Origin of the sequence: Streptomyces sp. NPDC058525, assembly GCF_042719495.1 — a bacterium.
Taxonomy (GTDB): Bacteria; Actinomycetota; Actinomycetes; order Streptomycetales; family Streptomycetaceae; genus Streptomyces.
The window spans coordinates 77,641-102,869 of sequence record NZ_JBHXNP010000008.1; the positions used below are offsets into that span (position 1 = coordinate 77,641).

27 protein-coding genes and 3 tRNA genes are annotated in these 25,229 nt (G+C 72.4%); 15 read left to right on the forward strand and 15 right to left on the reverse strand.

Annotated features, from left to right (window positions below; translation table 11 throughout):
* Positions 1-15 precede the first annotated feature (15 nt).
* Complete coding sequence (locus tag ACFWP3_RS06685) at positions 16-1,626, reverse strand: helicase HerA-like domain-containing protein (RefSeq protein WP_384216856.1); 1,611 nt, start codon at positions 1,624-1,626, stop codon at positions 16-18.
* A gap of 88 nt (positions 1,627-1,714) precedes the next feature.
* Between ACFWP3_RS06685 and ACFWP3_RS06690 the strand changes: the two genes are divergently transcribed.
* Both ACFWP3_RS06690 and ACFWP3_RS06695 read left to right on the forward strand, forming a co-directional pair.
* The gene (locus ACFWP3_RS06690; RefSeq protein WP_017240525.1) at positions 1,715-2,011 is read left to right on the forward strand and encodes a type II toxin-antitoxin system VapB family antitoxin; all 297 of its coding nucleotides are present in this window, start codon (positions 1,715-1,717) and stop codon (positions 2,009-2,011) included.
* Between the two features lie 215 nt (positions 2,012-2,226).
* Positions 2,227-2,895: a LytR C-terminal domain-containing protein gene (locus ACFWP3_RS06695; RefSeq protein ID WP_384216858.1), complete on the forward strand. Its 669-nt coding sequence runs from the start codon at positions 2,227-2,229 to the stop codon at positions 2,893-2,895.
* A gap of 82 nt (positions 2,896-2,977) precedes the next feature.
* On the opposite strand, the gene upp is transcribed toward ACFWP3_RS06695, so the two are convergent.
* Positions 2,978-3,613 (reverse strand): uracil phosphoribosyltransferase, encoded by a 636-nt coding sequence (gene upp, locus ACFWP3_RS06700; protein ID WP_069921170.1) that lies wholly within the window; start codon positions 3,611-3,613, stop codon positions 2,978-2,980.
* Between the two features lie 139 nt (positions 3,614-3,752).
* Between upp and ACFWP3_RS06705 the strand changes: the two genes are divergently transcribed.
* The 10 genes from ACFWP3_RS06705 to ACFWP3_RS06750 all read left to right on the forward strand — a co-directional run bounded on the left by ACFWP3_RS06705 (position 3,753) and on the right by ACFWP3_RS06750 (position 10,711).
* Positions 3,753-4,706: a universal stress protein gene (locus ACFWP3_RS06705; protein ID WP_384216860.1), complete on the forward strand. Its 954-nt coding sequence runs from the start codon at positions 3,753-3,755 to the stop codon at positions 4,704-4,706.
* 93 nt (positions 4,707-4,799) lie between these two features.
* Positions 4,800-4,979: a hypothetical protein gene (locus ACFWP3_RS06710; protein WP_384216862.1), complete on the forward strand. Its 180-nt coding sequence runs from the start codon at positions 4,800-4,802 to the stop codon at positions 4,977-4,979.
* 412 nt (positions 4,980-5,391) lie between these two features.
* Positions 5,392-5,940, forward strand: coding sequence for a hypothetical protein (locus tag ACFWP3_RS06715; protein WP_384216864.1), 549 nt, complete (start codon positions 5,392-5,394; stop codon positions 5,938-5,940).
* A 104-nt stretch (positions 5,941-6,044) separates the two neighbouring features.
* On the forward strand, positions 6,045-6,473 hold the full coding sequence (tadA, locus tag ACFWP3_RS06720) for a tRNA adenosine(34) deaminase TadA (RefSeq protein WP_384217014.1): 429 nt from the start codon (positions 6,045-6,047) through the stop codon (positions 6,471-6,473).
* A gap of 58 nt (positions 6,474-6,531) precedes the next feature.
* Positions 6,532-6,616, forward strand: a tRNA-Ser gene (locus ACFWP3_RS06725).
* A 143-nt stretch (positions 6,617-6,759) separates the two neighbouring features.
* On the forward strand, positions 6,760-7,050 hold the full coding sequence (locus ACFWP3_RS06730; protein ID WP_384216866.1) for a hypothetical protein: 291 nt from the start codon (positions 6,760-6,762) through the stop codon (positions 7,048-7,050).
* A 417-nt stretch (positions 7,051-7,467) separates the two neighbouring features.
* The gene (locus ACFWP3_RS06735; protein ID WP_215014193.1) at positions 7,468-7,629 is read left to right on the forward strand and encodes a hypothetical protein; all 162 of its coding nucleotides are present in this window, start codon (positions 7,468-7,470) and stop codon (positions 7,627-7,629) included.
* 231 nt (positions 7,630-7,860) lie between these two features.
* Positions 7,861-8,793, forward strand: a complete 933-nt coding sequence (locus tag ACFWP3_RS06740; protein WP_384216868.1) for an RNA polymerase sigma factor SigF — start codon at positions 7,861-7,863, stop codon at positions 8,791-8,793.
* A gap of 230 nt (positions 8,794-9,023) precedes the next feature.
* Positions 9,024-9,872 (forward strand): RNA polymerase sigma factor SigF, encoded by an 849-nt coding sequence (locus tag ACFWP3_RS06745; RefSeq protein WP_384216870.1) that lies wholly within the window; start codon positions 9,024-9,026, stop codon positions 9,870-9,872.
* A 50-nt stretch (positions 9,873-9,922) separates the two neighbouring features.
* Entirely contained in the window at positions 9,923-10,711 is a 789-nt protein-coding gene (locus tag ACFWP3_RS06750; protein WP_384216872.1) for a hypothetical protein, read from the forward strand.
* A gap of 105 nt (positions 10,712-10,816) precedes the next feature.
* On the opposite strand, the gene ACFWP3_RS06755 is transcribed toward ACFWP3_RS06750, so the two are convergent.
* Positions 10,817-11,050: a hypothetical protein gene (locus tag ACFWP3_RS06755; protein ID WP_384216874.1), complete on the reverse strand. Its 234-nt coding sequence runs from the start codon at positions 11,048-11,050 to the stop codon at positions 10,817-10,819.
* Positions 11,051-11,152: 102 nt separating this feature from the next.
* Between ACFWP3_RS06755 and ACFWP3_RS06760 the strand changes: the two genes are divergently transcribed.
* Positions 11,153-11,608: a MarR family winged helix-turn-helix transcriptional regulator gene (locus ACFWP3_RS06760; protein WP_384216875.1), complete on the forward strand. Its 456-nt coding sequence runs from the start codon at positions 11,153-11,155 to the stop codon at positions 11,606-11,608.
* A gap of 115 nt (positions 11,609-11,723) precedes the next feature.
* Complete coding sequence (locus ACFWP3_RS06765) at positions 11,724-13,295, forward strand: MDR family MFS transporter (protein ID WP_384217016.1); 1,572 nt, start codon at positions 11,724-11,726, stop codon at positions 13,293-13,295.
* A 16-nt stretch (positions 13,296-13,311) separates the two neighbouring features.
* Here the strand turns inward: ACFWP3_RS06765 and ACFWP3_RS06770 are convergent, their stop codons facing one another.
* The 9 genes from ACFWP3_RS06770 to ACFWP3_RS06810 form a co-directional block, all read right to left on the reverse strand.
* Positions 13,312-14,049, reverse strand: coding sequence for a TetR/AcrR family transcriptional regulator (locus tag ACFWP3_RS06770; protein WP_384216877.1), 738 nt, complete (start codon positions 14,047-14,049; stop codon positions 13,312-13,314).
* Positions 14,050-14,138: 89 nt separating this feature from the next.
* Entirely contained in the window at positions 14,139-16,283 is a 2,145-nt protein-coding gene (locus ACFWP3_RS06775; RefSeq protein WP_384216879.1) for an ArnT family glycosyltransferase, read from the reverse strand.
* A complete protein-coding gene (locus ACFWP3_RS06780; RefSeq protein ID WP_384216880.1) occupies positions 16,280-17,554 on the reverse strand; it encodes a glycosyltransferase in 1,275 nt (424 codons plus the stop codon). The genes ACFWP3_RS06775 and ACFWP3_RS06780 overlap by 4 nt, the downstream gene beginning before the upstream one ends.
* Positions 17,555-17,579: 25 nt before the next feature.
* Positions 17,580-19,103 carry a sensor histidine kinase gene (locus ACFWP3_RS06785; protein ID WP_384216882.1) on the reverse strand — a complete coding sequence of 508 codons (1,524 nt, stop codon included), beginning with the start codon at positions 19,101-19,103 and terminating at the stop codon, positions 17,580-17,582.
* Between the two features lie 47 nt (positions 19,104-19,150).
* Positions 19,151-19,918 carry a response regulator transcription factor gene (locus tag ACFWP3_RS06790; protein ID WP_384216884.1) on the reverse strand — a complete coding sequence of 256 codons (768 nt, stop codon included), beginning with the start codon at positions 19,916-19,918 and terminating at the stop codon, positions 19,151-19,153.
* Positions 19,919-20,070: 152 nt separating this feature from the next.
* Complete coding sequence (locus tag ACFWP3_RS06795; RefSeq protein ID WP_384216886.1) at positions 20,071-20,952, reverse strand: amidohydrolase family protein; 882 nt, start codon at positions 20,950-20,952, stop codon at positions 20,071-20,073.
* Entirely contained in the window at positions 20,936-21,274 is a 339-nt protein-coding gene (locus ACFWP3_RS06800; RefSeq protein ID WP_384216888.1) for an antibiotic biosynthesis monooxygenase family protein, read from the reverse strand. Before ACFWP3_RS06800 ends, ACFWP3_RS06795 begins: the two co-directional genes overlap by 17 nt.
* Before the next feature lie 456 nt (positions 21,275-21,730).
* A complete protein-coding gene (locus tag ACFWP3_RS06805) occupies positions 21,731-22,621 on the reverse strand; it encodes a DUF2797 domain-containing protein (RefSeq protein ID WP_384216890.1) in 891 nt (296 codons plus the stop codon).
* Positions 22,618-23,052 (reverse strand): Lrp/AsnC family transcriptional regulator, encoded by a 435-nt coding sequence (locus ACFWP3_RS06810; RefSeq protein WP_384216892.1) that lies wholly within the window; start codon positions 23,050-23,052, stop codon positions 22,618-22,620. The genes ACFWP3_RS06805 and ACFWP3_RS06810 overlap by 4 nt, the downstream gene beginning before the upstream one ends.
* A gap of 107 nt (positions 23,053-23,159) precedes the next feature.
* Here ACFWP3_RS06810 and ACFWP3_RS06815 point away from each other — a divergent pair, with 107 nt between their 5' ends.
* A complete protein-coding gene (locus ACFWP3_RS06815) occupies positions 23,160-24,071 on the forward strand; it encodes an SMP-30/gluconolactonase/LRE family protein (protein ID WP_384216894.1) in 912 nt (303 codons plus the stop codon).
* An 18-nt stretch (positions 24,072-24,089) separates the two neighbouring features.
* On the opposite strand, the gene ACFWP3_RS06820 is transcribed toward ACFWP3_RS06815, so the two are convergent.
* The 3 genes from ACFWP3_RS06820 to ACFWP3_RS06830 all read right to left on the reverse strand — a co-directional run bounded on the left by ACFWP3_RS06820 (position 24,090) and on the right by ACFWP3_RS06830 (position 25,191).
* Positions 24,090-24,455: a PH domain-containing protein gene (locus ACFWP3_RS06820; RefSeq protein ID WP_384216896.1), complete on the reverse strand. Its 366-nt coding sequence runs from the start codon at positions 24,453-24,455 to the stop codon at positions 24,090-24,092.
* 226 nt (positions 24,456-24,681) lie between these two features.
* Positions 24,682-24,754: transfer RNA gene (locus ACFWP3_RS06825), tRNA-Arg, on the reverse strand.
* 346 nt (positions 24,755-25,100) lie between these two features.
* A tRNA-Ser gene (locus tag ACFWP3_RS06830) sits at positions 25,101-25,191 on the reverse strand.
* Positions 25,192-25,229: the final 38 nt, after the last annotated feature.

A 25,229-nucleotide genomic window follows, 5' to 3' on the forward strand; every position in this document is an offset into this window, starting at 1 on the left:
GCAGGGAACCTCGGCTCAGCGCCGCCTGCGTGCCGTGCCGAAGATCGAACGCGAGATCTCCCGGCCCAGCTGCGTCCCGATCGACCGGGCCAGCGAGCGGAACAGCCCGCTCCCCACCACCTGCTCGGCCAGCGAGGGATCCGGCTTCGGGGCGCTGCGCGCGGCCCGCGCGGCCTCCTTCTCGGCCTCCTTGGCCTGCTTCTCCGCCTCGGCGGCCGCCGCTGCCGCCTCCGCCTGCGCCTCCGCGGCGGCCTGCTCGGCGCTGATCTTCTCGTACGCCGACTCGCGGTCCACGGGCTCCGCGTAGCGCGACCAGAGCAGCGAGGACTTCACCGCCTGGTCCAGGGCCGCCGGGTCGATCGGCCCCATCAGCGACTGCGGGGCGCGCAGCCGGGTCGCGGCGACCGGGGTCGGGGCGCCGCTCTCGCTGAGCACGGTGATCACCGCCTCGCCGGTCCCCAGCTGCGTGAGCAGCTCCTCCAGGTCGTAGTCGGAGTTGGGGAAGGTCTTCACCGTCGCCTTCAGCGCCTTCGCGTCGTCGGGGGTGAAGGCGCGCAGCGCGTGCTGCACGCGGTTGCCGAGCTGCGCGAGCACGTCCCCCGGCACGTCTTTCGGGGTCTGGGTCACGAAGAACACGCCCACGCCCTTGGAGCGGATGAGGCGCACCGTCTGGGTGATGGAGTCGAGGAAGGCCTTCGAGGCGCCGTTGAAGAGCAGGTGCGCCTCGTCGAAGAAGAAGACGAGCTTGGGCTGCTCCAGGTCGCCGACCTCCGGCAGGTCGTTGAAGAGGTCCGCCAGCAGCCACATCAGGAAGGTGGAGAAGAGCTGCGGCTTGTCCTGGACCGCGGGAAGCTCCAGTACGGAGACCATGCCGCGGCCGTCCGCGGCGGTCCGCAGGAACTCGCTGGTGTCGAACTCCGGCTCGCCGAAGAACTCCGCCGCCCCCTGCTGCTCGAAGGCGGTCAGGGCCCGCAGGATCACCCCGGCCGTCACCGTGGACAGCCCGCCGATGCCCTTGAGCTCCGGTTTCCCCTTGTCCGACACGAGGAAGGCGACGACCGCGCGCAGGTCCTTGAGGTCGATCAGCTCCAGGCCCTTGGCGTCGGCGTAGTGGAAGATCAGGCCGAGGGACTGCTCCTGCGTCTGGTTGAGCTGGAGCACCTTCGACATCAGGACCGGGCCGAAGCTGGTGACGGTGGAGCGGACCGGGATCCCGGGGCCGATGCCGCCCAGCGAGTAGAACTCGCTCGGGTACCCGGTGGCCTCCCACTGCTGGGCCACGTCCTTCGCCCGTTGCCCGACCTTCTCGTTCGGCGCGCCCGGCGCCGAGATCCCCGAGACGTCGCCCTTGATGTCCGCGAGGAAGACCGGGACCCCGTTGGCCGACAGCTGCTCGGCGATGAGCTGGAGGGTCTTGGTCTTGCCGGTGCCGGTGGCGCCCGCGACCAGCCCGTGCCGGTTGAGCATCGGCAGGGGGATGCGGATCTGGTGGTCCGGCAGGCAGCCGCCGTCCCAGAGCAGGGCCCCCAGGTCGAGCGCCGGTCCGGTGAAGGCGTATCCGGCAGCGATCTTGTCGGCTGGGCCCGTCTGGTCCGCCACGGCGGCGGGGTCGGTGCTCTCGCTCATGCATCACTCCCGAATTGGCGCTCTTCGCCACTTTTGCACCAACGCGGCGAGGCTGCGCTCGCAGGGCCGGGCCCGGTAGGCTTTCCGTGTGATCTTCAAGCGCATCGGTAACGGAAAGCCGTACCCCGACCACGGCCGGGAAAGCACCCGGCAGTGGGCGGATGTCGCGCCGCGCCCGGTCCGGCTCGACCAGCTGGTGACGACCAAGGGGCAGCTCGACCTCGAAACGCTGCTCGCCGAGGACTCGACCTTCTACGGCGACCTCTTCGCGCACGTCGTGAAGTGGCGGGGCGACCTCTACCTGGAGGACGGGCTGCACCGCGCCGTGCGCGCCGCCCTGCAGCAGCGCCAGGTGCTGCACGCCCGCGTCCTCGAGATGGACTGAGCCGACGGCCGGGCCTGCCCCGCGGGCCCGGCGGCCAAGGGCCGTCAGGCCCCCGCCGGCCCGCGTCCGCACCCGCCCGTGTCCACCGCCCGCCCGCCTCCGGACACGGCTCCGGATTTCCGGCGCTTCGCGTGGATTGCGCCTTTCGGGTCACCATTGACCTATCAGCAGATCATTTAGTAGGCATCGCCACCGGGCGGCACTACGCTGCGCCCATGAGCATGCTCACTCCCCCCGGCATGGGCGGAAAGTACCGCGTCACGGGAGCCGCTTACCCCCGCATGAGCCGTAAGCGGAGCCCCCGTCGGATCATCTTCGCCGTCCTCGGCTCGGTCCTCGCACTGGCCCTGCTCGGCTACGGGGCCTTGCAGCTCATCGACGTGTTCCAGGGCGACAGCCCGAAGCGGAACACGGCCGCGGGCGCCAAGGACTGTCCGACGAAGGCGGCCGACAACGCCGCCAAGGGCGGCCCCGAAGCCGCGGCGGCCGCCTCCCAGAAACCGGCGGTCGTCCTGCCGAAGCCCTCCGACATCACCGTCAACGTCTACAACGCGACCCCGCGCGCGGGGCTCGCCAAGGCCGTCGGCGACGAGCTGCGCAAACGCGGCTTCAACGTCGGCCACGTCGGCAACGCCCCCGCCGACTTCGACAAGAAGGTCCCCGGCACCGGGATACTGCTGGGCTCCCCCGCCACCGACAAGGCCGCCTTCAGCGTGCTGGGCACCCAGCTCGCCGGCACCACCCAGCAGACCGACACCCGCGAGACCGCGGACATCGACCTGATCCTGGGCGATGCCTTCAAGGAGCTGAGCACGAAGGAGGACGCGGACAAGGCGCTGGCCGTACTGGCCAACCCCGTGCCCGCGCCCGCCACGAAGTGCTGACGCCCTGACGACGCCCGAAGCCCCGGCCCGGGGCTCCGGCGGCCGGGCGCTCCGGCGGTCGGCGCTCCGGCGGTCGGGGCTGCTACTCGGCCGAGCCGTACATGCGGTCGCCCGCGTCGCCCAGGCCCGGGACGATGTAGCCGTGCTCGTTGAGCCGCTCGTCCACCGCGGCCGTCACCACGGTCACCGGCGTACCCGCCAGCTCGCGCTCCATGATCTCGACGCCCTCGGGCGCGGCCAGCAGCACCACGGCCGTGACGTCGTCGGCGCCGCGCTTGATCAGTTCCCGGATCGCCGCGACGAGCGTGCCGCCCGTGGCCAGCATCGGGTCGACGACGTAGACCTGCCGCCCCGAGAGGTCCTCGGGCATGCGCGTCGCGTACGTGGAGGCCTCCAGGGTCTCCTCGTTGCGGACCATGCCAAGGAAGCCCACCTCGGCGGTCGGCAGGAGCCGCACCATGCCGTCGAGCATGCCGAGACCGGCCCGCAGGATCGGCACGACCAGCGGGCGCGGGTGCGAGAGCTTCACGCCGGTGGTCGGGGCGACCGGGGTCTCGATGTCGGCCTGCTCGGTGCGCACGTCACGCGTGGCCTCGTACGCGAGCAGGGTCACCAGCTCGTCGGCGAGCCGGCGGAAGGTGGGGGAGTCGGTGCGCTTGTCGCGCAGGGTGGTGAGTTTGTGCGCCACCAAGGGGTGATCGACGACCTGCAAACGCACAACATCCTCCAAAACTCGGCCTGCGACCTGCAAAAACGGCCGCGAGACGCGACCTGCACCCAAAAGGCTACGCGCTGAGCGGACCCCCGCGCGTCCGTCTGGGGATGCGACCCGCGCGCGAGCCCACCAGGCTGGACTGATGAGCAACGCACCGGTGATCGCCGCCGTCGACGGATCCGAGCACAGCCTGGGCGCCCTGGAATGGGCCAGGGCCGCGGCGCTGCGGCACGGGACGGGGCTGCTCGTCGCCCATGTACTGCCCGACCACGCCCAGTTGTACGCGGGCCGCCGGGCCGCGCTGCACGACGCCGCACAGCCGGAGGAGTTCGCCGACCCGGTCAGCGACCGGATCCGGGCCCTGCTGGGCGGCGGCCCCGGCCTGCCGGAAGGCGTCAGCTACGAGTCCCTGGAGGGCTCCGTACCCGAGGCCCTGCGGGTGATCGGCGCGGAGGCCCTGATGCTCGTGATGGGCTCCCGCGGGCGCGGCGGCTTCGCCAGCCTGCTGCTCGGCTCGAACAGCCGCGCCGTCGCCACCACCGCGCCCTGCCCGGTGGTGGTGATCCCGCACGCGGAGCGGAAGGTCTCCGACGCCTCGGCGGAGGAGTCCGCCGGCAAGGTGGTGCTCGGACTGCACGCCGCGGAGACCCCGGACGACGTACTGGACTTCGCGTTCACCGAAGCGTCCGTGCGGGGGACCACCGTCCAGGTGGTGTCCGCGTACGCCATACCGCCCGCGCCGACCATGGTGATCGACGCCCCGTTCGTCGTGATCCCGCCGGAGGGCCTGGCGGACGATGGGGACGCCGTACCGGCCGAGCGGGAGATGCTGCGGTCCCAGACGGAGCGGCTGGCCCCCTTCCGCACCCGCTACCCCGCCGTCCCCGTCGAGCAGGCCGCCGTGCCCGGGGACGCGGCGGGCCGGCTGGTCATAGCCTCGCGGTCGGCGGAGCTGGTCGTGGTGGGCCGCCACCACCCGCGGCGCAAGGCCATGTCACTGCTCATCGGCTCCGTGGCGAACGCGGTGCTCCAGCACGCGCACGGCCCCGTGGCCGTCGTCCCGACCCTCCCCGAGGAGGCGGCCGACGCCGCCTGACCGTTCTGACCTGCGGCGGGGTGGCATCAAACGGCCCGTCCGGGGGAAGGTGGGTGCCAGGGGGAACGACCGACCAGCCCGGGGTGGTGGCCGATGCCCGACACACAGCCGAGCGACGAAGTGCCCGAGACCGCGGCGCAGCGCCGAGCACGCCGCGCGCAGTTCCTGCGCGACCTCATGGAGGCGCGGGCGCTGCGCGACCGCGTCCAGCCCCGGCGTGCCCGCGCCGCCCGCATGCGCCAGCAGATGCGCATGCGCACGTTCCGCTGGTGACCCCCCGCGCCGCCTCCGAGCCTCCCCCGAGCCACCGCCGTGCCCGCCGCCATGCCCACGCCATGGCCCGCGGCCGTGCCTTCCGCCGGGCCCACGGCCGCGGCCCCCGCCGTGTCCCCGCCGCGCTCCTCCGCCCCGACACGGCCGGGGCGCGCCCGGCGCGCGGGGGCGCCGCTCCGGAGCCCGGCCGGGGCCCCGGACCCGTACGGCACCGCCGCCCCGCGCCCTCCGTACGGGCCGCGCACCGCACGGCACGGGACGACGCAAGCGCGGAAGACCTCTCGCAATGCCGCCGTTTCTGCCACGATGCCGATTGGGCGGGGCAGTACGGCGAGCACCACGGCCGTTCGACCCCAACCTCCGGCCGGGGGGACCTCCAACCGGCACGCCTAAGACCAGTGGGAGAGTCACGGTGTATTTCGCCGCACTGCTCGCGCGCACCGAAGACGGGTGGGAAGCGAGCGACATGGAACTCGACGACGTCGAGTCCCTCAGTGATCTGATCGATCTCGCCCGGTCCGCCGCTGTCGACGACGACACGGTGGTCGCCCTCATCGAGCAGGAGGACGCCTGGTTCGGCGTCGTCCGCGTGGACGGCGAGGAGGACCCGCGGTACTTCGTATCGAACGCCTCCGCGGCCGCCCGCAGCTCCTACGGCTCGATGCTGACCAAAGAGCTGCTGGGCAGCGACGAGGAGGACGACGAACTCGACGAGCTGGACCTGGACGGCACCGAGGACGGCGAGGAGGAACCCCTCACCGCCTTCACCGACGAGACCGACGACGAGGACGAGCCGGGAGGCACCGGCGCGGAGCCGGTACCGGCCGGTCCGCTCGGCGACCCCCAGTTGCTGGACGACCTCGGCGTGACCCACAAACAACTGATGACCCTGGACGGGGACGCCCTCTCGGAGATCGCCGAGTCCCTCGGTGCCACCGAGGTCCTGGAGGCCGTCCGCTAGTGCTCCCTCCGCATCACGAGCACGACCAGCACGACACGCACGACCGGCACGACGCGCACGACGAGCACGGCCCCGATCCCGTACGGGACCCGTGGCGGGACCCCATGCGCCTGGCGCTCCGGGAGGCCGCCCGGGCGGTGCCGGCCGGCGACGTGCCGGTCGGCGCCGTCGTGCTCGGCCCCGACGGCGCGGTCATCGCCGCCGGGCACAACGAGCGCGAGGCGACCGGCGACCCCACGGCGCACGCCGAGGTACTGGCGCTGCGCCGGGCCGCGGCCGCCCTCGGGGAATGGCGGCTTCCGGGGTGCACCCTCGTGGTGACCCTGGAGCCGTGCGTGATGTGCGCGGGCGCGCTCGTGCAGTCCCGCGTCGTCCGCGTCGTCTACGGCGCGGACGACGAGAAGGCGGGCGCGGCCGGCTCGCTGTGGGACCTCGTACGGGACCGCCGGCTCAACCACCGGCCCGAAGTGATCCGCGGCGTCCTCGCCGAGGAGTGCGCACGGCAGCTGACCGACTTCTTCCGCGACCTGTGACCGGCACAGCGGATTTCCGATTTCGGTGAACGAGGATCCTTAGGCTAGGATCCATCTCGGTAGTGTGTCCGAGTGGCCGAAGGAGCTCGCCTCGAAAGCGAGTATGGGGCAACCCATCGGGGGTTCAAATCCCTCCACTACCGCTCCGATCGAGAGCCCCGCCCCGCAAGGGTCGGGGCTCTCGGCGTTCCGCCCGAGCGGCGGCGGGGGCCGCTCCGCGCCCCGCCCGCGCGCCCCTCCGGATGACGTCCGCGTGACCGCCCGCCCCCTCGGCCGTTGTCACGGCATGACCAAGACCCAGCGCATGCTCGCCGCCATCGCCCTCGCGGGGGCCGCCGCGGGACTCGCCGCGCCCGCCGCCTCCGCCGCGCCCGTGGCCCCCCTGACCCTCCCGGACCTCCCGTCGGCCGCCCCGGGCATGCCCGCGGGCGCCCAGCCCACCTCCGTCCAGGAGATCGGCGGGAAGATCAGCGACGGCGCGAACCAGCTCAACCGGCTGGCGGAGCTGCCGAACGACCTGGAGCCGGTCATCGCCCCCGTACAGCCCCTGACGGACCTGGCCGGCGCCATCCAGTAGCGGCGAGGCGGCGCCCGCCGGAAAACGGAGCGCGCGGGAAAGCGGAGCACGCGGGGTAACCGGCACACACGAAGAAGGCCCCGACCGGAGCCGGGACCTTCGACGTGTGGGACGGGGGAAGTGGCATCGGGGGGACAAGCCACTTCCCCCGATGAGGACGGAACCTGCCAGTCCGGGCCGCAGTCAGGGGGGAAGCTTGCGGCTCGGACCCCGCAGTGAGGTCCTGTCCCTCACCCACCGATTTCCTGCCAGAACCGGTGGGCTCACACCAATCCTGCGCCTCCCGCAACCGCGGGCACACCGGCAAAGGGCCCGGAATGCCGGGTCATTGGTCCTTAAAGGCCGGGTGAGTGTCCAAACGCGACCGGTTAGACTCACCCGACTTCGCAGGACCGGTTGGGGAGGCCGTCAGCGCACATGGACACCAAGAAGCTCATCACGGGTGCCCTCACCGTCTTCGTTCTCTTCGTGATCATCACCCAGCCCAAGCGCGCGGCCGAGATGGTCGGAATAGGCTTCCAGGGCATATCGGATGCAGCCTCCGGTATCGGCGAGTTCATGACCGAACTGGTGCGCTGAGCCCGTACGCTGAAGCGGCTTCCGGATTTCCCGGCCCCCCACTCCGACGGGTGGGGGGCTTTTTGCATACCCACCACTGGGAGTAATGCCCCAATATGCCCAACTTGCCCTCAACACGGTGATATACGGTGCTTGCACACAGTGCACATCTCTTGTGATGCTATGACCGCTTTTGACGGATGAGTTGACTGAAGGGGTGGCGTGACCGTGCCGGCCAGTACAGCGCCTCAGGTGCCACCCCAGCAGGACCCGCAGCAGGACTCCCCGACACCGCCCCGCCAGGAGTCGCGCCAGGGGCCGCGCCCGGAGCCGCGCCAGGACCCCTCCCCCGAGGAGCCCCCGCCCACACCGGGACCCCCGGCCGCACCGGGACCCCCGCCCGCGCCCCCCAGGCCGCCGAGCCGGGGCGCGGACACCCGGGCCCTGACCCAGGTCCTCTTCGGGCAGCTGAAGGGGCTCCAGCCGGGCACCAGCGAGCACAACCGGGTGCGCGGGGCCCTCATCGAGGCCAACCTCCCGCTCGTCCGCTACGCGGCCGCCCGCTTCCGCAGCCGCAACGAGCCGATGGAGGACGTGGTCCAGGTCGGCACCATCGGGCTGATCAACGCCATCGACCGGTTCGACCCGGACCGCGGCGTGCAGTTCCCGACCTTCGCGATGCCGACCGTCGTGGGCGAGATCAAGCGCTACTTCCGCGACAACGTGCGCACCGTCCACGTGCCCCGCCGCCTCCACGAGCTGTGGGTGCAGGTCAACGCCGCCACCGAGGACCTCACCACCCTCCACGGCCGCACCCCGACCACCGCCGAGATCGCCGAGCGGCTGCGCATCACCGAGGACGAGGTCCTCTCCTGCATCGAGGCCGGCCGGAGCTATCACGCAACCTCGCTCGAGGCCGCGCAGGAAGGCGATGGAATGCCCGGCCTCCTCGACCGGCTCGGTTACGAGGATCCGGAGCTGGCCGGGGTCGAACACCGCGACCTCGTCCGCCACCTGCTCGTACAGCTGCCCGAGCGAGAGCAAAGGATCCTGCTCCTGCGGTACTACAACAATCTGACGCAATCCCAGATCAGCGCGGAGCTCGGCGTCTCCCAGATGCACGTCTCGCGGCTCCTCGCCCGCAGTTTCGCCCGACTGAGATCCGCAAACAGGATCGAGGCGTAACCGTAACGAGTGGAGATCATTCACTTGATTCCCGACAGAACGGGCTGATCGCCCTCTGACCTCGTCTGTCGCTGGAGATATATGTCGACTTGGCGCTACAGCGTGTTGCCGACATGTGACATTCTGCTTGAACCGCGTTTGCCGCAGCCCCGCCTCCGGTATTCAGGTGGAGGCTGCGTTCCTCCGACGGGCGCGCCGAACGCGACCGTCCGCGACCTCAAGGGGGTGGCATGTCCGTAGACCAGGGCAGCTCCAAGGTGCTCACGCTCGACAAGAGCGCGGCGCCGGCAGCACGGCCAGTGTCTGACCGCTCGGAAGCCATCGACACCCGCACCCTCTCCCGCTCCCTCTTCCAACGCCTCGCCGCCCTGGACGCGGACAGCCCCGACCGTACGTACGTACGCGACACCCTGATCGAGCTGAACCTGCCCCTGGTCCGGTACGCCGCCGCGCGTTTCCGCAGCCGCAACGAGCCGATGGAGGACATCGTCCAGGTCGGCACGATCGGCCTGATCAAGGCGATCGACCGGTTCGACTGCGAACGCGGCGTGGAGTTCCCGACGTTCGCGATGCCGACCGTCGTGGGCGAGATCAAACGATTCTTTAGGGACACCTCCTGGTCCGTCCGCGTCCCGCGCCGGCTCCAGGAGCTGCGCCTGGCGCTGACCAAGGCCAGCGACGAGCTCGCCCAGAAGCTGGACCGCTCGCCGACCGTCCCCGAGCTCGCCGCCGTCCTGGGCGTCTCGGAGGAGGACGTCGTCGACGGCCTCGCCGTGGGCAACGCCTACACCGCCTCCTCGCTCGACTCGCCCTCCCCCGAGGACGAGGGCGGCGAGGGCTCGCTCGCGGACCGCCTCGGCTACGAGGACACCGCGCTCGAGGGCGTCGAGTACCGCGAGTCGCTGAAGCCGCTGCTCGCCAAACTCCCGGCGCGCGAACGGCAGATCATCATGCTGCGGTTCTTCGCGAACATGACGCAGTCGCAGATCGGCGAGGAGGTCGGCATCTCCCAGATGCACGTCTCCCGGCTGCTCACCCGCACCCTCGCGCAACTGCGCGCAGGCCTGATCGGCGAGTGATCCGGGCGCACGGGGTTCCCAATTGACGGAGCGTCAGGAAAACTGGCGCGATGCGAAAGGGATCTCGCGCGGCCGTCCTCATCGCCCTGTGCTGCACGGCCGCCGCCGGCCTCACCGGCTGCGGCGGCCCGGCGCGGGACGGCTACCTCGCCGTGGGCGCCGCGGCCCCGGGCCCCGAGCGGGGCGCGGGGGAGAACGTGGCGCCGCAGGGCGGGGTGGAGTTCCAGCCGCTCGGCGGCCCGTCGGCGGCGGGCGGATCCTCCGTGTCGTCGAGTACGTCGGCCAGTGCGCCGGAGTCCCAGGTGCCCGGCGGCTCCGCCCAGGGCGGGACCGCGGCGACCGGACCCGGCGGCTCCGGACGACCCCCGGGCACCCCACCCGGAGCCGGCCCGTCCACCCACACACCCGGCACACCCGGCGGCAACGGCGGCAGCCCCGGGGGCTCCGCGGGCACGGGAAGCCCCGGCACGCCGAACCCGCCGTCGAGCCCGCCCACGAAGCCCGGCACCACGCCCCCGGCGCCGCCGGCCACTCCGGCGAAGCTGACGCTGTCCGCGCCCGTCAGGGCGGCCGCGGGCGACCGCTGGTGCGAGCGGGTCACCGTCACCTTCACCAACACCGGCACCGCCGCGGCCCGTTCGGGCACGGTCAGCTTCGCGACGCACATCATCGGCGCCCTCGGCATCGACTGGGCGACGATCACCACCACCCAGCCGCTGCCCGCGCCCATCGCGGGCGGCAGCGCGAAGACGCAGACCTACACGGTCTGCGTGGAGGCGTGGCGGGTGCCGCTGGGCATGCACGTGGACACCCGCCAGGTCACGGCCACCTGGAACTGAGGCCCGCGGCAGGCTCCGGCTCCGACCTCGGCCCGATCCGGCTTCGGCTTCGACCTCGGCCCGAGACCGCTTCGGCCGGGGCTCGCTTCGGCCGGGCCCCGCGGCTCAGCGCAGGGCGAGCCAGGCCGCCACGCCGATCACGACCACCACCGCGACGGCCAGCCCCAGCCACAGGCCCTTCTTGGAGCCGGCGGCCTGCTGCTGCTCCTCGCGGAGCTGACGACGGGTGGGCGCCTGCCGGGCCGGTGCGGCCTCCTCGACGAACGCCCGGAACATCTGGGTGCTGCCCGCGGGGTCGTAGTTGCCCTCGGGGCCCTGTGAGTTGTGGTTCGCAGCCATGGAGCAGGACCCTAGCCGGTTTTCCGATTCCTTTACCGCCCCACCCCCGGATTCGTTTGCCTGTAGCAACCATCCGCTTCTATGGTTGCTTTAAGCAACAAGATGGGGGGCTGTCCGGTGACCACACAGACGGCGGAGACGACGGAGACCACGCGGTACGAGGAGCTGGCCCGCCAGCTCACCGGAATCGGCGCGGTCAAACGCGACCTCGCCCGCATCCTGCCCCCGGACTGCCCGCCCGGCGCCGCCGCCGTCCTCACCGTGCTGCACCGGCACGGCGAGATGCGGCTGAGCCGGCTGGCCGAGCTCATGGCCGTCGACATCTCGGTGACCAGTCGGCACGTGACCCACGTCGCCGAGCGCGGCTGGATCGGGCGCGAGGCCGACCCGGGGGACGGCCGGTGCCGGATCCTGCGGCTCACCCCGGCCGGCCGGGCGCTCCTCGCCGAGCTCGGCTCCCGCTACACGGCGGCGCTGGAAAGAGCGCTGGCCGCGTGGTCCCCCGAGGACGTCGACACGCTGAACACGCTGCTGGCCCGGCTCCGCTCGAGCTTCTAGACAAAGGAACGACATGGTCCAGTCGGAGACGACGACCGACAACCCGCCCCCGTCCGCGACCACCTCCGCGACCACGTCCGTGACCACGTCCGCGACGCCGTCCGTGGCCCCGGCCATGACCCACCCGCAGATCATGAAGGCCCTGTCCGGGCTGATGCTCGGCATGTTCGTGGCGATCCTGTCCTCCACGATCGTCTCCAACGCCCTGCCCCAGATCATCAGCGACCTCGGCGGCACGCAGTCCTCGTACACCTGGGTGGTCACGGCCGCCCTGCTGTCGATGACCGCGGCCACCCCCCTGTGGGGCAAACTGTCCGACCTCTTCAGCAAGAAGCTGCTGGTCCAGATATCCCTCGTGATCTACGTCCTCGGCTCCGTGGTCGCGGGCATGTCCCAGAACACCGGCACGCTGATCGCCTGCCGCGTGGTCCAGGGCATCGGCGTCGGCGGCCTGTCCGCCCTCGCGCAGATCGTGATGGCCGCGATGATCTCCCCGCGCGAGCGCGGCCGGTACAGCGGCTACCTCGGCGCGGTCTTCGCCGTCGCCACCGTCGGCGGCCCGCTGCTGGGCGGTGTCATCACCGACACCGAGTGGCTGGGCTGGCGCTGGTGCTTCTACGTCGGCGTGCCCTTCGCGATCATCGCGCTGATCGTCCTGCAGAAGACCCTGCGGCTTCCCGTGGTGCGCCGCGAGGTCAAGGTCGACTGGCTGGGCGCCTTCCTGATCAGCGGGGCCGTCTCGGCGCTGCTGATCTGGGTCACGCAGGCCGGCGACTCCTACCCGTGGATCTCGTGGCAGACCTGGGCGATGACGGGCGGCGCGCTCGCGCTCGGCCTGCTGTTCGTCCTCGTCGAGTCCCGGGCGAGCGACCCGATCATCCCGCTGCGGCTGTTCCGCAACAAGACCATCACGCTCGCCTCGGCGGCCTCGCTGTTCGTGGGCATCGCGATGTTCTCGGGCACGGTGTTTTTCAGCCAGTTCTTCCAGCTCGCCCGCAACGAGTCCCCCACGATGTCCGGAATCCTCACGATTCCGATGATCGGCGGGCTCTTCGTCTCCTCCACCGTTTCCGGTCAAGTGATCACCAAGACCGGCAAGTGGAAGGCCTGGCTCATCGTCGGCGGCGTCCTGCTGACCGCCGGCCTGGGGCTCCTGGGCACCCTGCGGTACGACACCCCGTACTGGCACATCGCGGTCTACATGGCGCTGACCGGACTCGGCCTCGGCATGATGATGCAGAACCTGGTCCTCGCCACCCAGAACCAGGTCGCCCCCGAGGACTTGGGCGCGGCCAGCTCGGTCGTCACCTTCTTCCGCTCGCTCGGCGGCGCCATGGGCGTCTCGGCGCTCGGCGCGCTGATGGCGCACCAGGTCACCGGGTACGTGAAGGACGGCCTGACCGCGCTCGGCCCGAAGGCCGCGGCGCTCGGCCACGGCGGTACGGGCGGCGGCGCCATCCCCGACCTCGACAAGCTGCCGGCCCCGGTCCGCACGGTCATCGAGGCGGCGTACGGGCACGGCGTGGGCGACGTCTTCCTCTACGCGGCGCCCACCGCGCTGCTGGCGCTGCTGCTCTGCCTCTTCATCAAGGAGGTCGCGCTGAAGTCGAAGCCCGAGGCCCACACCCCGGCGGCCGGCTCCGCCGAGGCGCCCGCGGTCCCGGCGGAGGTGCCGGCCAAGGCCTGAGCACCGCCCGGGACGGCTACGCCGTGGCCGCGGCCCCGGCCTTGGCCTCGATGCCGGCGATCAGGACGTCGAGCGCGAGGCAGAAGTCACCCTCGGGCGCCCGCCGGGCCGCGCCCCCGCAGCCGTGCAGGAACTGCGAGACGGCGAGGTGGGCGCCGGTCCGGGCGGGGTCCGCGAGGCCCGTGGCGTCCAACAGCCGCTGGAGGGCGGCGTCGAAGGCCCGGGCGTGCGGGCCGATGTTCGGATAGGCGGCGGTGAGCGGGGCCACCCAGGGGTGGTCCGCCAGCAGCCGGCGATAGGCCCGGGCCAGCACCCGCAGCCGGCCGGACCAGCCTTCGGGCCCGGGCGCGGGCGCGGGCGGGGGCCCGGCGTGCGGCGGAGGCGCGCCGTCCGGAGCGGGCCCGGCGTCCGGAGCGGGCCCGGCGTCCGGAGCGGGTGCTTCCGGTGCCGGGCCGGCCGACAGGGCCAGTTCGCCCAGGGCGCGGTCCAGGGCGAGTTCGAGCAGGTCGTGCTTGGTGTCCACGTACCAGTACAGGGACATCGCGGTGACCCCCAGCCCGCCGGCCAGCCTCCGCATCGAGAACCGGGCCAGGCCCTCGGAGTCGAGCAGCCGCACGGTGGCTGCGGTGATCCGGTCCCGGTCGAGCCCCGAGGGCGCCTCGCTGCGGCGTCTGGCGGGCGCGGCCGGCCTGGCGGTCAGCCACACACTGGACTCGACCGGGAGCGGATCACCGGAATCGGCCGCGGTCACCATGGAGGCACCCTCCTCACGCCAGGTGGATCAGCCCGGAATGCCCGGTCCGCCCTCTTGATGCTAGGGGGTGTGCCACGGCCGGGGCTGGATCAGGACGTGGAAGCCGTCAGGTCGTAGAAGGTGGCTCCGCCGACCGTGGTCGCCTTGAAGGTGGCCTTGACCCAGGTCTCGATGGCGGTGCCGGTGGCCCCGCCCGGTCCGCCGCCGCCCTGGCGCATCCCTCCGGCGGTACCGCCCTCCGCTCCGGCCCCGGTACCTCCCTGGCCGATGAACCAGTGGATCTCCCCGTCCCGTACGTACTGCTTGAACTGCTCCAGGGTGGGCGACGGGTCGCTCCCGTTGAAGCCGCCGATCGGCATCACCGGTGCGCCACTGGCCAGCTGGTAACTCGCCGCGTTCTGCGAGCCGATGGCCGCCGCCGCCCAGGTGTAGCGGTCGGCGTCGGCGCTCAGGGCCGCCTCGGCCTCGGCACCGACCCGGGTGCCGCCCAGCAGGCCGCCCGGCCCGCCCTGGCCCCCGCCGCCCACGCGCCCGAGGCCGCGCCCGCCCTGACCGCGCCCGCCGCCACCGTCCTGCGGCACCTGGCCCGCCGGAGGGGCGGCCTGCCCCGCCTGGCCCCCCGGCATGCCGCCCTGCGGCGGGGTGTTGCCGCCCTGGCCCGCACCACCAGGACCGCCCGGACCGCCCGGAGGCAGTTCGCCCGCCCCGCCCCGCATCATGCCGCCGGGTCCGCCCCGGCCACCCGCGACCGCGGGCCCGGCGGTCACGATGGATCCGGTGTGCCCGGTGTTCACGGTGGTCAGGCAGTACGCGAGGGGCCCCGCCAGTGCCGCGCCCAGGGCCAGCGCCGCGGTGGCCAGGAGCACCCGGCGCCCCGCCCGCGCGGCGAACGGCAGCGCCGCCGCCGCGAGCAGCCCGCCCACCAGCACCGCCCAGCGCAGCCACGGCAGATAGCCGGTGGCACGGCCGAGCAGCACGTACGACCAGACGGCGGTCAGCGCGAGCGTGCCGGACAGGGTGAGGAGCGCGGCCCGGCTGCCCCGCTCCTCCCACAGGACGGCGACTCCCATCCCGGTCAGCGCGGCCACGAACGGCGCCAGCGCGACGGTGTAGTACTCGTGGAAGATGCCCTGCATGTAGCTGAAGACGAGGGCGGTGATCAGCAGCGCACCGCCCCAGGCCAGGAACGCCGCCCGGGCCATGCCCTCCAGCGAGTCGGTGGCCCGGCGGGCCCGCCAGGTGATCACCAGTCCGGCCACGAGCAGCACCAGCGCCGCGGGCATCAGCCAGGAGATCTGGCCGCCGATATTGGCCGAGAAAAGCCGGTCGATGCCCGTCTCGCCCCAGCCGCCGCCTCCGCCGCCACCGGCGCGCCCGCCCCCGCCGACGCTGCCCGTCTCGTTGCCGTTGATCCGGCCCAGCCCGTTGTAGCCGAGGGTCAGTTCCAGGAAGGAGTTGTTCTGCGAGCCGCCGATGTACGGGCGCGAGGAGGCGGGCCACAGCTCCACGACGGCCACCCACCAGCCCCCGGCCACCACCATCGCCAGCCCCGCCAGTAGCAGCTGTCCCAGGCGCCTGCGCAGCGCGGTGGGCGCGCAGACGGCGTACAGCAGGGCGAGCGGCGGCAGGATGACGAAGGCCTGCAGGGTCTTGGTGAGGAAGGCGAAGCCGACCGCGACCCCGGCCCAGACCAGCCACTTCGTGTGCGCGCCGTCGAGGGCGCGCAGGACGCAGTACACGGTGACCGTGAGCAGCAGGGTCAGCAGCGCGTCGGGGTTGTTGAAGCGGAACATGAGCGCGGCGACGGGCGTGAGCGCGAACACGGCGCCGCTGAGCAGCGCGGCCGCCGGCCCGAACTGGCGGCGTACGGCCGCGTACAGCACCGCGGTCGTCGCGACGCCCATCAGCGCCTGCGGGACGAGGATCTGCCAGGAGCCCAGCCCGAACAGCCGGACCGACAGCATCATCGGCCAGAGCGCGGCCGGGGGCTTGTCGACGGTGATGGAGTTCCCGGCGTCCGAGGAGCCGAAGAAGAAGGCCTTCCAGCTCTCGCTGCCCGCCTGTACGGCCGCGGAGTAGAAGGAGTTGGCGTAGCCGGAGGAGCCCAGGTCCCACAGCAGCAGGAGGGCCGTGCAGATCAGGAGCCCGGCGAACGCGGGCCGTTCCCAGCGGGGCCGGCCGGTGCGGGCCCGGGCCTCGGCGGCCGGGAAGAGCGGAAGTGCTGCCGTGGTCATCGACTGTCCTTGGGCGTAGGGAACTCGGGGCCGCGCCGGTCGGGGAAGACCCAGGCGCGGAAGAGCAGGAACCGCAGCACGGTGGCGGCGAGGTTGGCGGTGATCAGCACGGCCAGTTCGGTGCCGTGCGCGGGATCGGCTGCGGCCGCGCCGAGCGCGGCCAGGGAGCCGCTGGTCAGGGCGAGTCCGATGGCGAACACCACCAGCCCTTGGGCCTGGTGGCGCACGGCCCGCTCCCGGCCGCGCACGCCGAAGGTGAGCCTGCGGTTGGCGGCGGTGTTGGCGACGGCCGACAGCAGCAGGGCGGCGCCGTTGGCGACCTGCGGGCCGGTTCCGGTGCGGAAGGCGGAGTACAGCAGCAGGTAGAGCAGGGTGGACAGGGCACCGACGGCGCAGAAGCCGAGGAGCTGGCGGGCCAGCCCGCCGTCCACGCCCGGCAGGGCGGAGCGGTCGCGCGGGTCGTCGCCGAAGGGGCGGGCGAGCCGGTCGAGCGGCAGCGCGCCGACGGCCAGGGCCCTGCCCACCCGCCAGACGCCCTTCAGGTCCTCGGTGGCGGTCCGGACGATGTGGACGGTGGAATCCGGATCGTCGACCCAGTCCACCGGCACCTCGTGGATCCGCAGCCCGGCCCGCTCCGCGAGGACGAGCAGCTCGGTGTCGAAGAACCAGCCGGAGTCCTCCACCAGCGGCAGCAGCCGCTCGGCGACCTCCCGCCGGATGGCCTTGAACCCGCACTGGGCGTCGCTGAAGCGGGCGGCGAGGGAGGAGCGCAGGAGGAGGTTGTAGGCGCGGGAGACGAACTCCCGCTTCGCTCCGCGCACCACCCGGGACGAGCGGGCGAGGCGGGTGCCGATGGCGAGGTCGGAGTGGCCGGAGATCAGCGGGGCGACCAGCGGCAGCAGGGCGTTCAGGTCGGTGGAGAGGTCCACGTCCATGTACGCGAGGACCGGCGCGTCGGAACCGGACCAGACGGTGCGCAGGGCCCTGCCCCGGCCCTTCTCCTCCAGCCGGGTGCTGCGTACGCCGGCCAGCTTCTCGGCGAGCGCGCCCGCGACCTCGGGGGTGCGGTCGGTGCTCGCGTTGTCGGCGACGGTGATCCGGAAGGGGTAGGGGAACGTGCGGGTGAGGTGCTCGTGCAGCCTGCGCACGCACGGTCCGAGGTCTTCCTCCTCGTTGAAGACCGGAATCACCACGTCGAGGACGGGCTCCCCGGGCACGGGTGCGAGGGGTGCCCGGGCCGGAAGGGCCCCGGGAGAGGCGTCGGTTGACATGCTCCGACCCTGGTGGAGCGGGCTGTCACGGCTGTGTGGTGAGCCTGTGCCCCGTCTGTGAGTCCGTCCGCGGCCGGGCTCCGGGGCCGGCGAGCGGCAGCAGGACTTCGAAGCAGGTCCGCCCGGGCTCGCTCCGTACGCCGACCCGGCCGCCGTGCGCGGTGACGACGGCCTGGACGATGGCGAGCCCGAGGCCGGTGGAACCCGCGGCCCGGGAGCGGGAGGCGTCACCGCGGGCGAAGCGCTCGAAGACGTGGGGAAGCAGGGCGGGCGGGATGCCCGGGCCGTCGTCCTCGATCCGCAGCCGCACCCCGGTGGTTTCTCCCCCGGCTACCGCCGGGGGTGCCCCCAGCGAAACATCGGCGGTGACGGTGGTGCCGGGCGGGGTGTGCGTACGGGCATTGGCCAGCAGGTTGACCAGGACCTGCTGGATGCGGGCCGGGTCGCCGCGGACGAGCGCGGGCTCGTCGGGCAGGCGCAGCCGCCAGTGGTGTCCGGGCCCGGCGGCCCGGGCGTCGCTGACGGCGTCCACGACGAGCGGTGCCAGGTCGGTGTCGGTGTCGCCGGCGGCGAGCGGCCGGCCGGCGTCGAGCCGGGCCAGCAGCAGGAGGTCCTCGACCAGGCCGGTCATCCGGGTGGCCTCGGACTCGATCCGGCCCAGCGCGTGCCGGGTGTCGGGGCCCGGCTCCTCCCGTCCCCGGCGGGTCAGCTCCGCGTAGCCCCGGATGGAGGCGAGCGGGGTGCGCAGTTCGTGGCTGGCGTCGGCGACGAACTGCCGGACCCGCGTCTCGCTCTCCTGGCGGGCCGTGAGGGCGGCGGAGACATGGCCCAGCATCCGGTTGAGCGCGGCGCCGACCTGCCCGACCTCGGTACGGGGGTCGGCCTCGGCGTCCGGGACCCGTTCGTGGAGGGCGGGTTCGCCCTTGTGCAGGGGGAGTTCGGAGACGCGGGTGGCGGTGGCGGCGACCCGGCGCAGCGGGCGCAGGGCCACCCCGACCAGGGCCTGCCCGGCGAGGGAGGCCGCGATCAGCCCGGCGAGGGTGACGCAGACCTCCACCGCGATCAGGGTGTTCACCGTGGAGTCGACCTCGCGCAGCGGGAAGCCCAGGACGACGCTGCCGTCGAGCGCGGACAGCACCCGGTACTCCCCGAGCCCCGGAAGGCTCAGGTTCACCGCTGCGGCCCTGCCCGCCTCGTTCGGGCGGGCGGTCTTGGCGAGGACGGCGATCTGGGCCTCGGTGAGCGGGTTGGGTTCGCCGCGCTCGGGGTCCTCGAGGCGCATGCTGCGGTCGGCGCCGAACACCTTGCCGTCGGAGTCGATCCGGAAGCCGACGGCGCCCAGCGGGGTACCCGGGCCGAGCACCGACTTCCCCTCCCTGATCACCTTGCCCGAGCCGGGCGGCGGGGAGGCCATGGAGACGGAGGTGCGCAGCTGCTCGTCGAGCTTGTCGACCAGGTAGGAGCGCAGGGCGAGGGTGGTGACGGTCCCGATGGCCGCGCCCACGACCGCGATCAGGGCGACCGCCGAGACGACGAGCCGGGTCCGCAACGACCAGGGCCTGCGGGCCCGCGGCCGCCGGTTGCCGCGGAAGGCCACTATTCGGCCGGCTTGATCAGGTAGCCGGCGCCGCGCCGGGTGTGGATCAGCGGCGCCATGCCCGGCCCGCTCTCCAGCTTCCTCCGCAGGTAGGAGATGTACAGCTCGACCACATTGGCCTGGCCGCCGAAGTCGTAGGACCACACCCGGTCCAGGATCTGCGCCTTGCTGAGCACCCGGCGCGGGTTGCGCATCAGGTAGCGCAGCAGCTCGAACTCGGTGGCGGTCAGGTGGATCTCCCGCCCGGCACGGACCACCTCGTGGCTGTCCTCGTCGAGCCGCAGATCGCCGACGACGAGCACCGAACCGCCGCGCGCGGCCTGCGCCGCGCCCGAACGCCGGACCAGGCCGCGCAGCCGCGCCACGACCTCCTCCAGGCTGAACGGCTTGGTGACGTAGTCGTCGCCGCCCGCCGTCAGGCCCGCGATGCGGTCCTCCACGGAGTCCTTGGCGGTCAGGAAGAGCACCGGGACGTGGGGCAGCTCGCGGCGCAGGCGTCCCAGGACGGCGAGGCCGTCCATGTCGGGGAGCATGATGTCGAGGACCACGACGTCGGGCCGGAACTCGCGCGCCGCCCGTACCGCACCGGCCCCGTCACCGGCGCTGCGGACCTCGCAGCCCTCGTAGCGCAGGGCCATGGACAGGAGCTCGGAGAGCGAGGCCTCGTCGTCGACGACGAGGACCCGGCAGGGGCCTCCGTCGGGCCGCACCAGGGCCGAGGGGTTGCTGGTGGACGTGGACGCGTGTGAGGTGGTCGTCGCAGTCATGCATCCACGCTGTCCGGCGCCTCTGAGAGCGTTCTTGTCCCTCTCTGTGAATTTCCTGAGAAACGGATACAGACCACCTCATCCACCGCGGCAGCCCCAGCCCCAGCCCCAGCCCCAGCCGTGGCGGCGGTAGCGGGAGCGGCGGCCGCGGCTCAGCCGTCGAGCCGGAACAGCCGGGCGCCGTTGTCGTGGCAGACGGCCCGCAGCCAGTCGTCGCCCAGGCCGAGCCGTTCGAGGGCGGCGAGCTGGTGCTCGTAGGGGTAGGGGATGTTCGGGAAGTCGGTGCCGAGCAGGATCCGGTCGCCGAGGTCGACGAGCCGCCCCCGGTCCCCGGGCGGGAAGCCGCTGAGCCGTTCCGAGAAGTCGGTGAAGGCCATGGTGGTGTCGAGGCGCACCTCGGCGTACCGGTCGGCGAGGTCCAGGAAGTCGCCGTACTCGGGCATGCCCATGTGGGCCACGATCAGCGGCAGCCGCGGGTGGCGGGCCAGCAGCCGGGCGATCGGCTCGGGTCCGGTGTACTTGGCCGGGACGGGCCCCGAGCCGCAGTGGATCACGGTCGGTACCCCGGCCTCGGCGAGCAGCCCCCACACGGGGTCGAGCCGGTCGTCGTTCGGGTCGTAGGCCCCGACCTGGAGGTGGGCCTTGAAGACCCGCGCGCCCGCGTCGAGGGCCTGGCGGACGTACGCGACCGCGCCCTCCTCCGGGAAGAAGGTCGCCGTGTGCAGGCAGTCGGGGGTCCGGGCGGCGAAATCGGCGGACCAGGCGTTGAGCCACGCCGCCATCGCCGGTTTGTGCGGGTAGAGCATGGCGGTGAAGGCCCGGACTCCGAACTCCCGCAGGAGCGCCACACGCTGCTCCTCCTCGTGCCGGTAGGTGATCGGCCACTCCACGCCGGTCAGCGGACCGACCGCGTCGAAGTAGTCCCACACCTTGGCCAGGACCCGCTCGGGCATGAAGTGCGTGTGTACGTCGACCAGTCCGGGCAGCCCGAGCCGCTCCCGGAAGGCGCGGACCGCCTCAGCCGTTGCGGGCAAAGCCGTGGCTCCGTTCGACGGTCGCGACGTGCAGGGTGTAGCTCTCGTACCAGTCCGCGCGGCCCTGCTTCATGGCCGACTGGTGCTCCATGTCCTCCCGCCACACCCGCAGCGACTCGTGGTCGCGGAAGTAGGCGACGGTGATCCCGAGGCCGCCCGGGGTCCGCGCGGACTCGTGGCCGAGGAAGCCCGGGTTCTGCGCGACGATCTCGTTCATCCGGGCGAGGACCTGCGGATAGCCGCTGTCGTCGTCGGTGCGGACATTGCTGAAAACGGCCATCACATAGGGCGGTTCGAAGGCCGGTACCGGTTGGATGCTCATGCCCACCACCCTGTGCGGCCCGACCTGGCATGTCCACCGGAATCCGCCCCACCAGCCCAAAGGGATCCAAGTTTTGACCATGCCCGCCCATGCCCGGCCATGCCACGCCGTGCCCGCCCACGCCCGGCCATGCCACGCCCGCCCAAGCCCGGCCACGCCCTGCCATGCCCTGCCGTGCCCGCCCATGCCCTGCCATGCCACGCCCGCCGAAGCTCGACCACGCCCTGCCATGCCCGCCACGCCCGCCCAGGCCCACCCAAGCCCGGACCCGCCCGCCCAAGCCCGGCCATGCCACGCCGTGCCCGCCTATGCCCGGCCATGCCACGCCCGCCCAGGCTCGGCCACGCCCTACCAGGCCCGGCCATGCCCTGCCGTGCCCGCCCAACCTCGGCCATGCCCGCCCACGCCCGGCCGTGCCCGCGCATGCCCGGCCATGCCCCTCGGCGGCGGCAGACCTCAGAACAACCCGTCCTGCTCCACAGGCGGGTGCTCCGGGGCCGAAGGGATCTCCGCCACCGGCACCGAGGTCCCCGCGACCCCGTCCACCGGGGCGGCGAGCTCCCACCCGGCCAGCAGGCGGGTGTCCACGACCAGCCCGTCCGCGAAGTGCAGATCGGGACCGGCCGCACCCACCAGCCGCCCCACGACCGCCCCGTCCGGGACCATCTCGGTGATCACCCGGGCGGGATCGGGCAGCCCCTCCAGCCCGAACACATCCGCATGGTCGGCGACTTCACACCCCACCCGCTCCAGCGAGTCCGGCCAGCCGGTCAGCGCGGCGGCCCGCGCGTGCAGCTCGGCGACCTCCCGGGCCCGCTCCGGCGCGGCCGGCAGGTGCGCCCGTACGGCCCTCTTGCGGGCGTACGCGATCCGGTCGGGCACCCCCAGCGCCGCCCGCAGCAGCTCCTCGGTACGCCGGGCGGCCATCAGCGGCCCGCGCCCCAGCCAGGCCCAGGCCACGGCCCCCTGCTCCAGCAGCCGGGCCCGCCCCCGCTCCTCGGCGGTGATCCCGACCTTGACCATCCCGGGCCCGAACCACGCCAGGTAGACGCGGTAGGTACGCGGATCGGCGGCATTGGTGTCGGCGGCCACCGAGAACGACCGGTCGAGCCGCGCGCATTCGGGACACTGCGCTCTCCCGGCCCGCCCGGGCACGGTGGCACCGGTGGGGCAGGGCGTCCGCTTCCCGGCCCGCCACACCCCGAGGCAGCGCCGCTCCCCGCGGGCCACGAAGGCCAGCCGCTGCCCGTAGGCGAGCGGGCTGGCCCGCTCCCCGCGCCCCTGCCCGTACCAGCCGATGGCCGGCTGCCCGTCCTTCCACCGGATCCCGGTGCACCACCAGCTCACAGCGGGAGCGGCCGCTCGAAGAAGGTCTCCAGGACGACGGTCGCGTGCGTACCGCTGACCCCGTCGATCGCGTAGAGGCGCCGCAGGACGTCCTGCAACTCCCCGGTCGAGGCCGTGCGCACCTTGACCAGCACCGACGCGCTGCCCGCGATGATGTGCGCCTCCTGGATCTCGGGGATCGCCGCGAACGCGGCGGCGGACTCTCCCATCCAGGCGTTGGAGTCGACCATCACGTAGGCGAGCACCCCGCTGCCGACGGCCGCCGGGTCCACCTCGACGGTGGTCCGCCGGATCACCCCGCGCTCGCGCAGTTTGCGGACCCGCTCGTGGGTCGCCCCCGCCGAGAGCCCCACGGCCGCGCCCAGCGCGGCGTACGACTGGCCGGCGTCCTCCTGCAGGCGCAGGACGAGCGCCCGGTCGATCTCGTCCACGCGATCTTCCTCTCATGGGCCCGTCGGCCCTTGCGAAGACGGTACCTGATCCTGCAATCTCACCATCATGCCGAAGATAATTCGGCAGTTCGCCATCAGGGGGAATCATGTCAGGCATTGCCGACCTCACCTTGTACGAGATTCTGGACGAGCGCTTCAAGACCGGCCGCTGCGCCAACGGCGACGCGCGCCTGGACCGGCTCTACGACGACTGCCGCTGGGCGGAGGGCCCGCTGTACCTGCCCGCCTGGCGGCAACTGGTGTGGAGCGACATCCCCAACGACCGCATGCTCCGCTGGGACGAGGCGACCGGCGCGGTGTCCGTCTTCCGCTCGCCGGCCGGCCACTCCAACGGCAACACCCTGGACCGCGAGGGCCGCCTGATCACCTGTGAGCAGGGCAACCGGCGCGTCACCCGCACCGAGCCCGACGGCCGCCTCACCGTCATCGCCGACCGCTACGACGGCAAGCGGCTCAACAGCCCGAATGACGCGGTGGTCCGCTCGGACGGCTCGGTCTGGTTCTCCGACCCGGACTTCGGCATCACCAGCGACTACGAGGGCCGTCGCGCACCCAGCGAGATCGGCGCCTGCAACCTCTACCGCGCCGACCCCGCGACCGGCGAGGTCCGCATGGTCGCCGACGGCTTCCTCGGCCCCAACGGGCTGGTCTTCTCCCCCGACGAGAGCGAGCTCTACGCCGCCGACACCCGCGCCGGCCACATCCGCGCCTTCAAGGTCACCGACGAAGGCACCCTCACCGCCGACCGCGTCTTCACCACCTGCCCGTCCGTCGACAACATCCGCTTCGACGACGAGGGCCGCCTGTGGGCCGCGGCGATGACGTCCGGCGTCCACTGCTACGCCGCGGACGGCACCCTGATCGGCCGCGTCCGGGTCCCCGAACCCGTCTCGAACATCGCCTTCGGCGGTCCCAGGAACAACCGCCTCTTCATCACGGCCACCACCTCCCTCTACTCCCTGGTGATGTCCGTGACCGGCCTGCCCCGAGTCCTCTGAGAACGGCGCCGCGCCCGGCTACCGGGCGACGAACTGCGTCAGGATCGCCTGCACCTCGTAGATGTCGACACCCTTGGTGAAGGTCTTCTCGATCGGCGCCGAGGTCCCGGATATCCAGATCTTGAGCTCGGCGTCGAGATCGAAGTGGCCGGCGGTCTCCACGGAGAAGTGCGTGATGCTCCGGTAGGGCACGGAGTGGTACTCGACCTTCTTCCCCGTGAGCCCCTGCTTGTCGATGAGCACCAGCCGCCGGTCGGTGAACAGGATCGTGTCCCGGATCAGCAGATAGGCGGCATGCACCTGCTCGCCCTGCCCCAGCAGCCGCGCGTAGTCCCGCTGCGCCGACGCCGAGTCGATGCCGTGCGCGTTTCCGAACAGTCCCATGAGAGCCCCCGTGTTCCGGTTTCCGCTTCGAACGATCTTCAAGAACCGTACGCAAACCGCCCCGTAACCCGCGTCCCCCTGCAGAGCCATTCCACCCCTGACCACCCACGGGGTACCCCGTCCCCACAAAGGAGGAGACCAGCCCCCGCCCATCCCCTTGCCCGGCTCCGCCAGGACATAACGAAAGAGGCCCTCAGGATTTCTCCTGAGGGCCTCTGCCTCACTGTGCACTCGGCAGGATTCGAACCTGCAACCTTCTGATCCGTAGTCAGATGCTCTATCCGTTAAGCTACGAGTGCTTGTCCGCCGGGGTTTTGCGCCCCGTTGGCCTTGCGAGAACAACAATACATGGACCTCGCCGGGACGCGAAATCCATTAGCCAAACCAGCGCTGAGCTGCGGAAACGCTCTGGAAGAAGATCATCCGGTTGGGTGCGGGAAGCGCCCGCGGAAGTGGTGTGCGGCCGCCCCGGTTCCGTTCGGGACGGTTCAGAGGTCGCACAGATGTCGGGGCAGGGCGGGACGCTGCGGGGCAGCGCGGGACCGTCGGGCTCAGGGCGCCGTGGACTGAGCGGCGGGCGCGGCCGGGGCCGGGGTCGGAATGCACCGAAGCCCCGGTCCGTGGGGACCGGGGCTTCGTGAAGTGCGGAGGCGGAGGGATTTGAACCCTCGATGGGGTGTAAGCCCCAAACCGCATTAGCAGTGCGGCGCCATAGACCGGACTAGGCGACGCCTCCAGCACACCCTCGCGTACGAAGGTGCGTGCAGATGATGA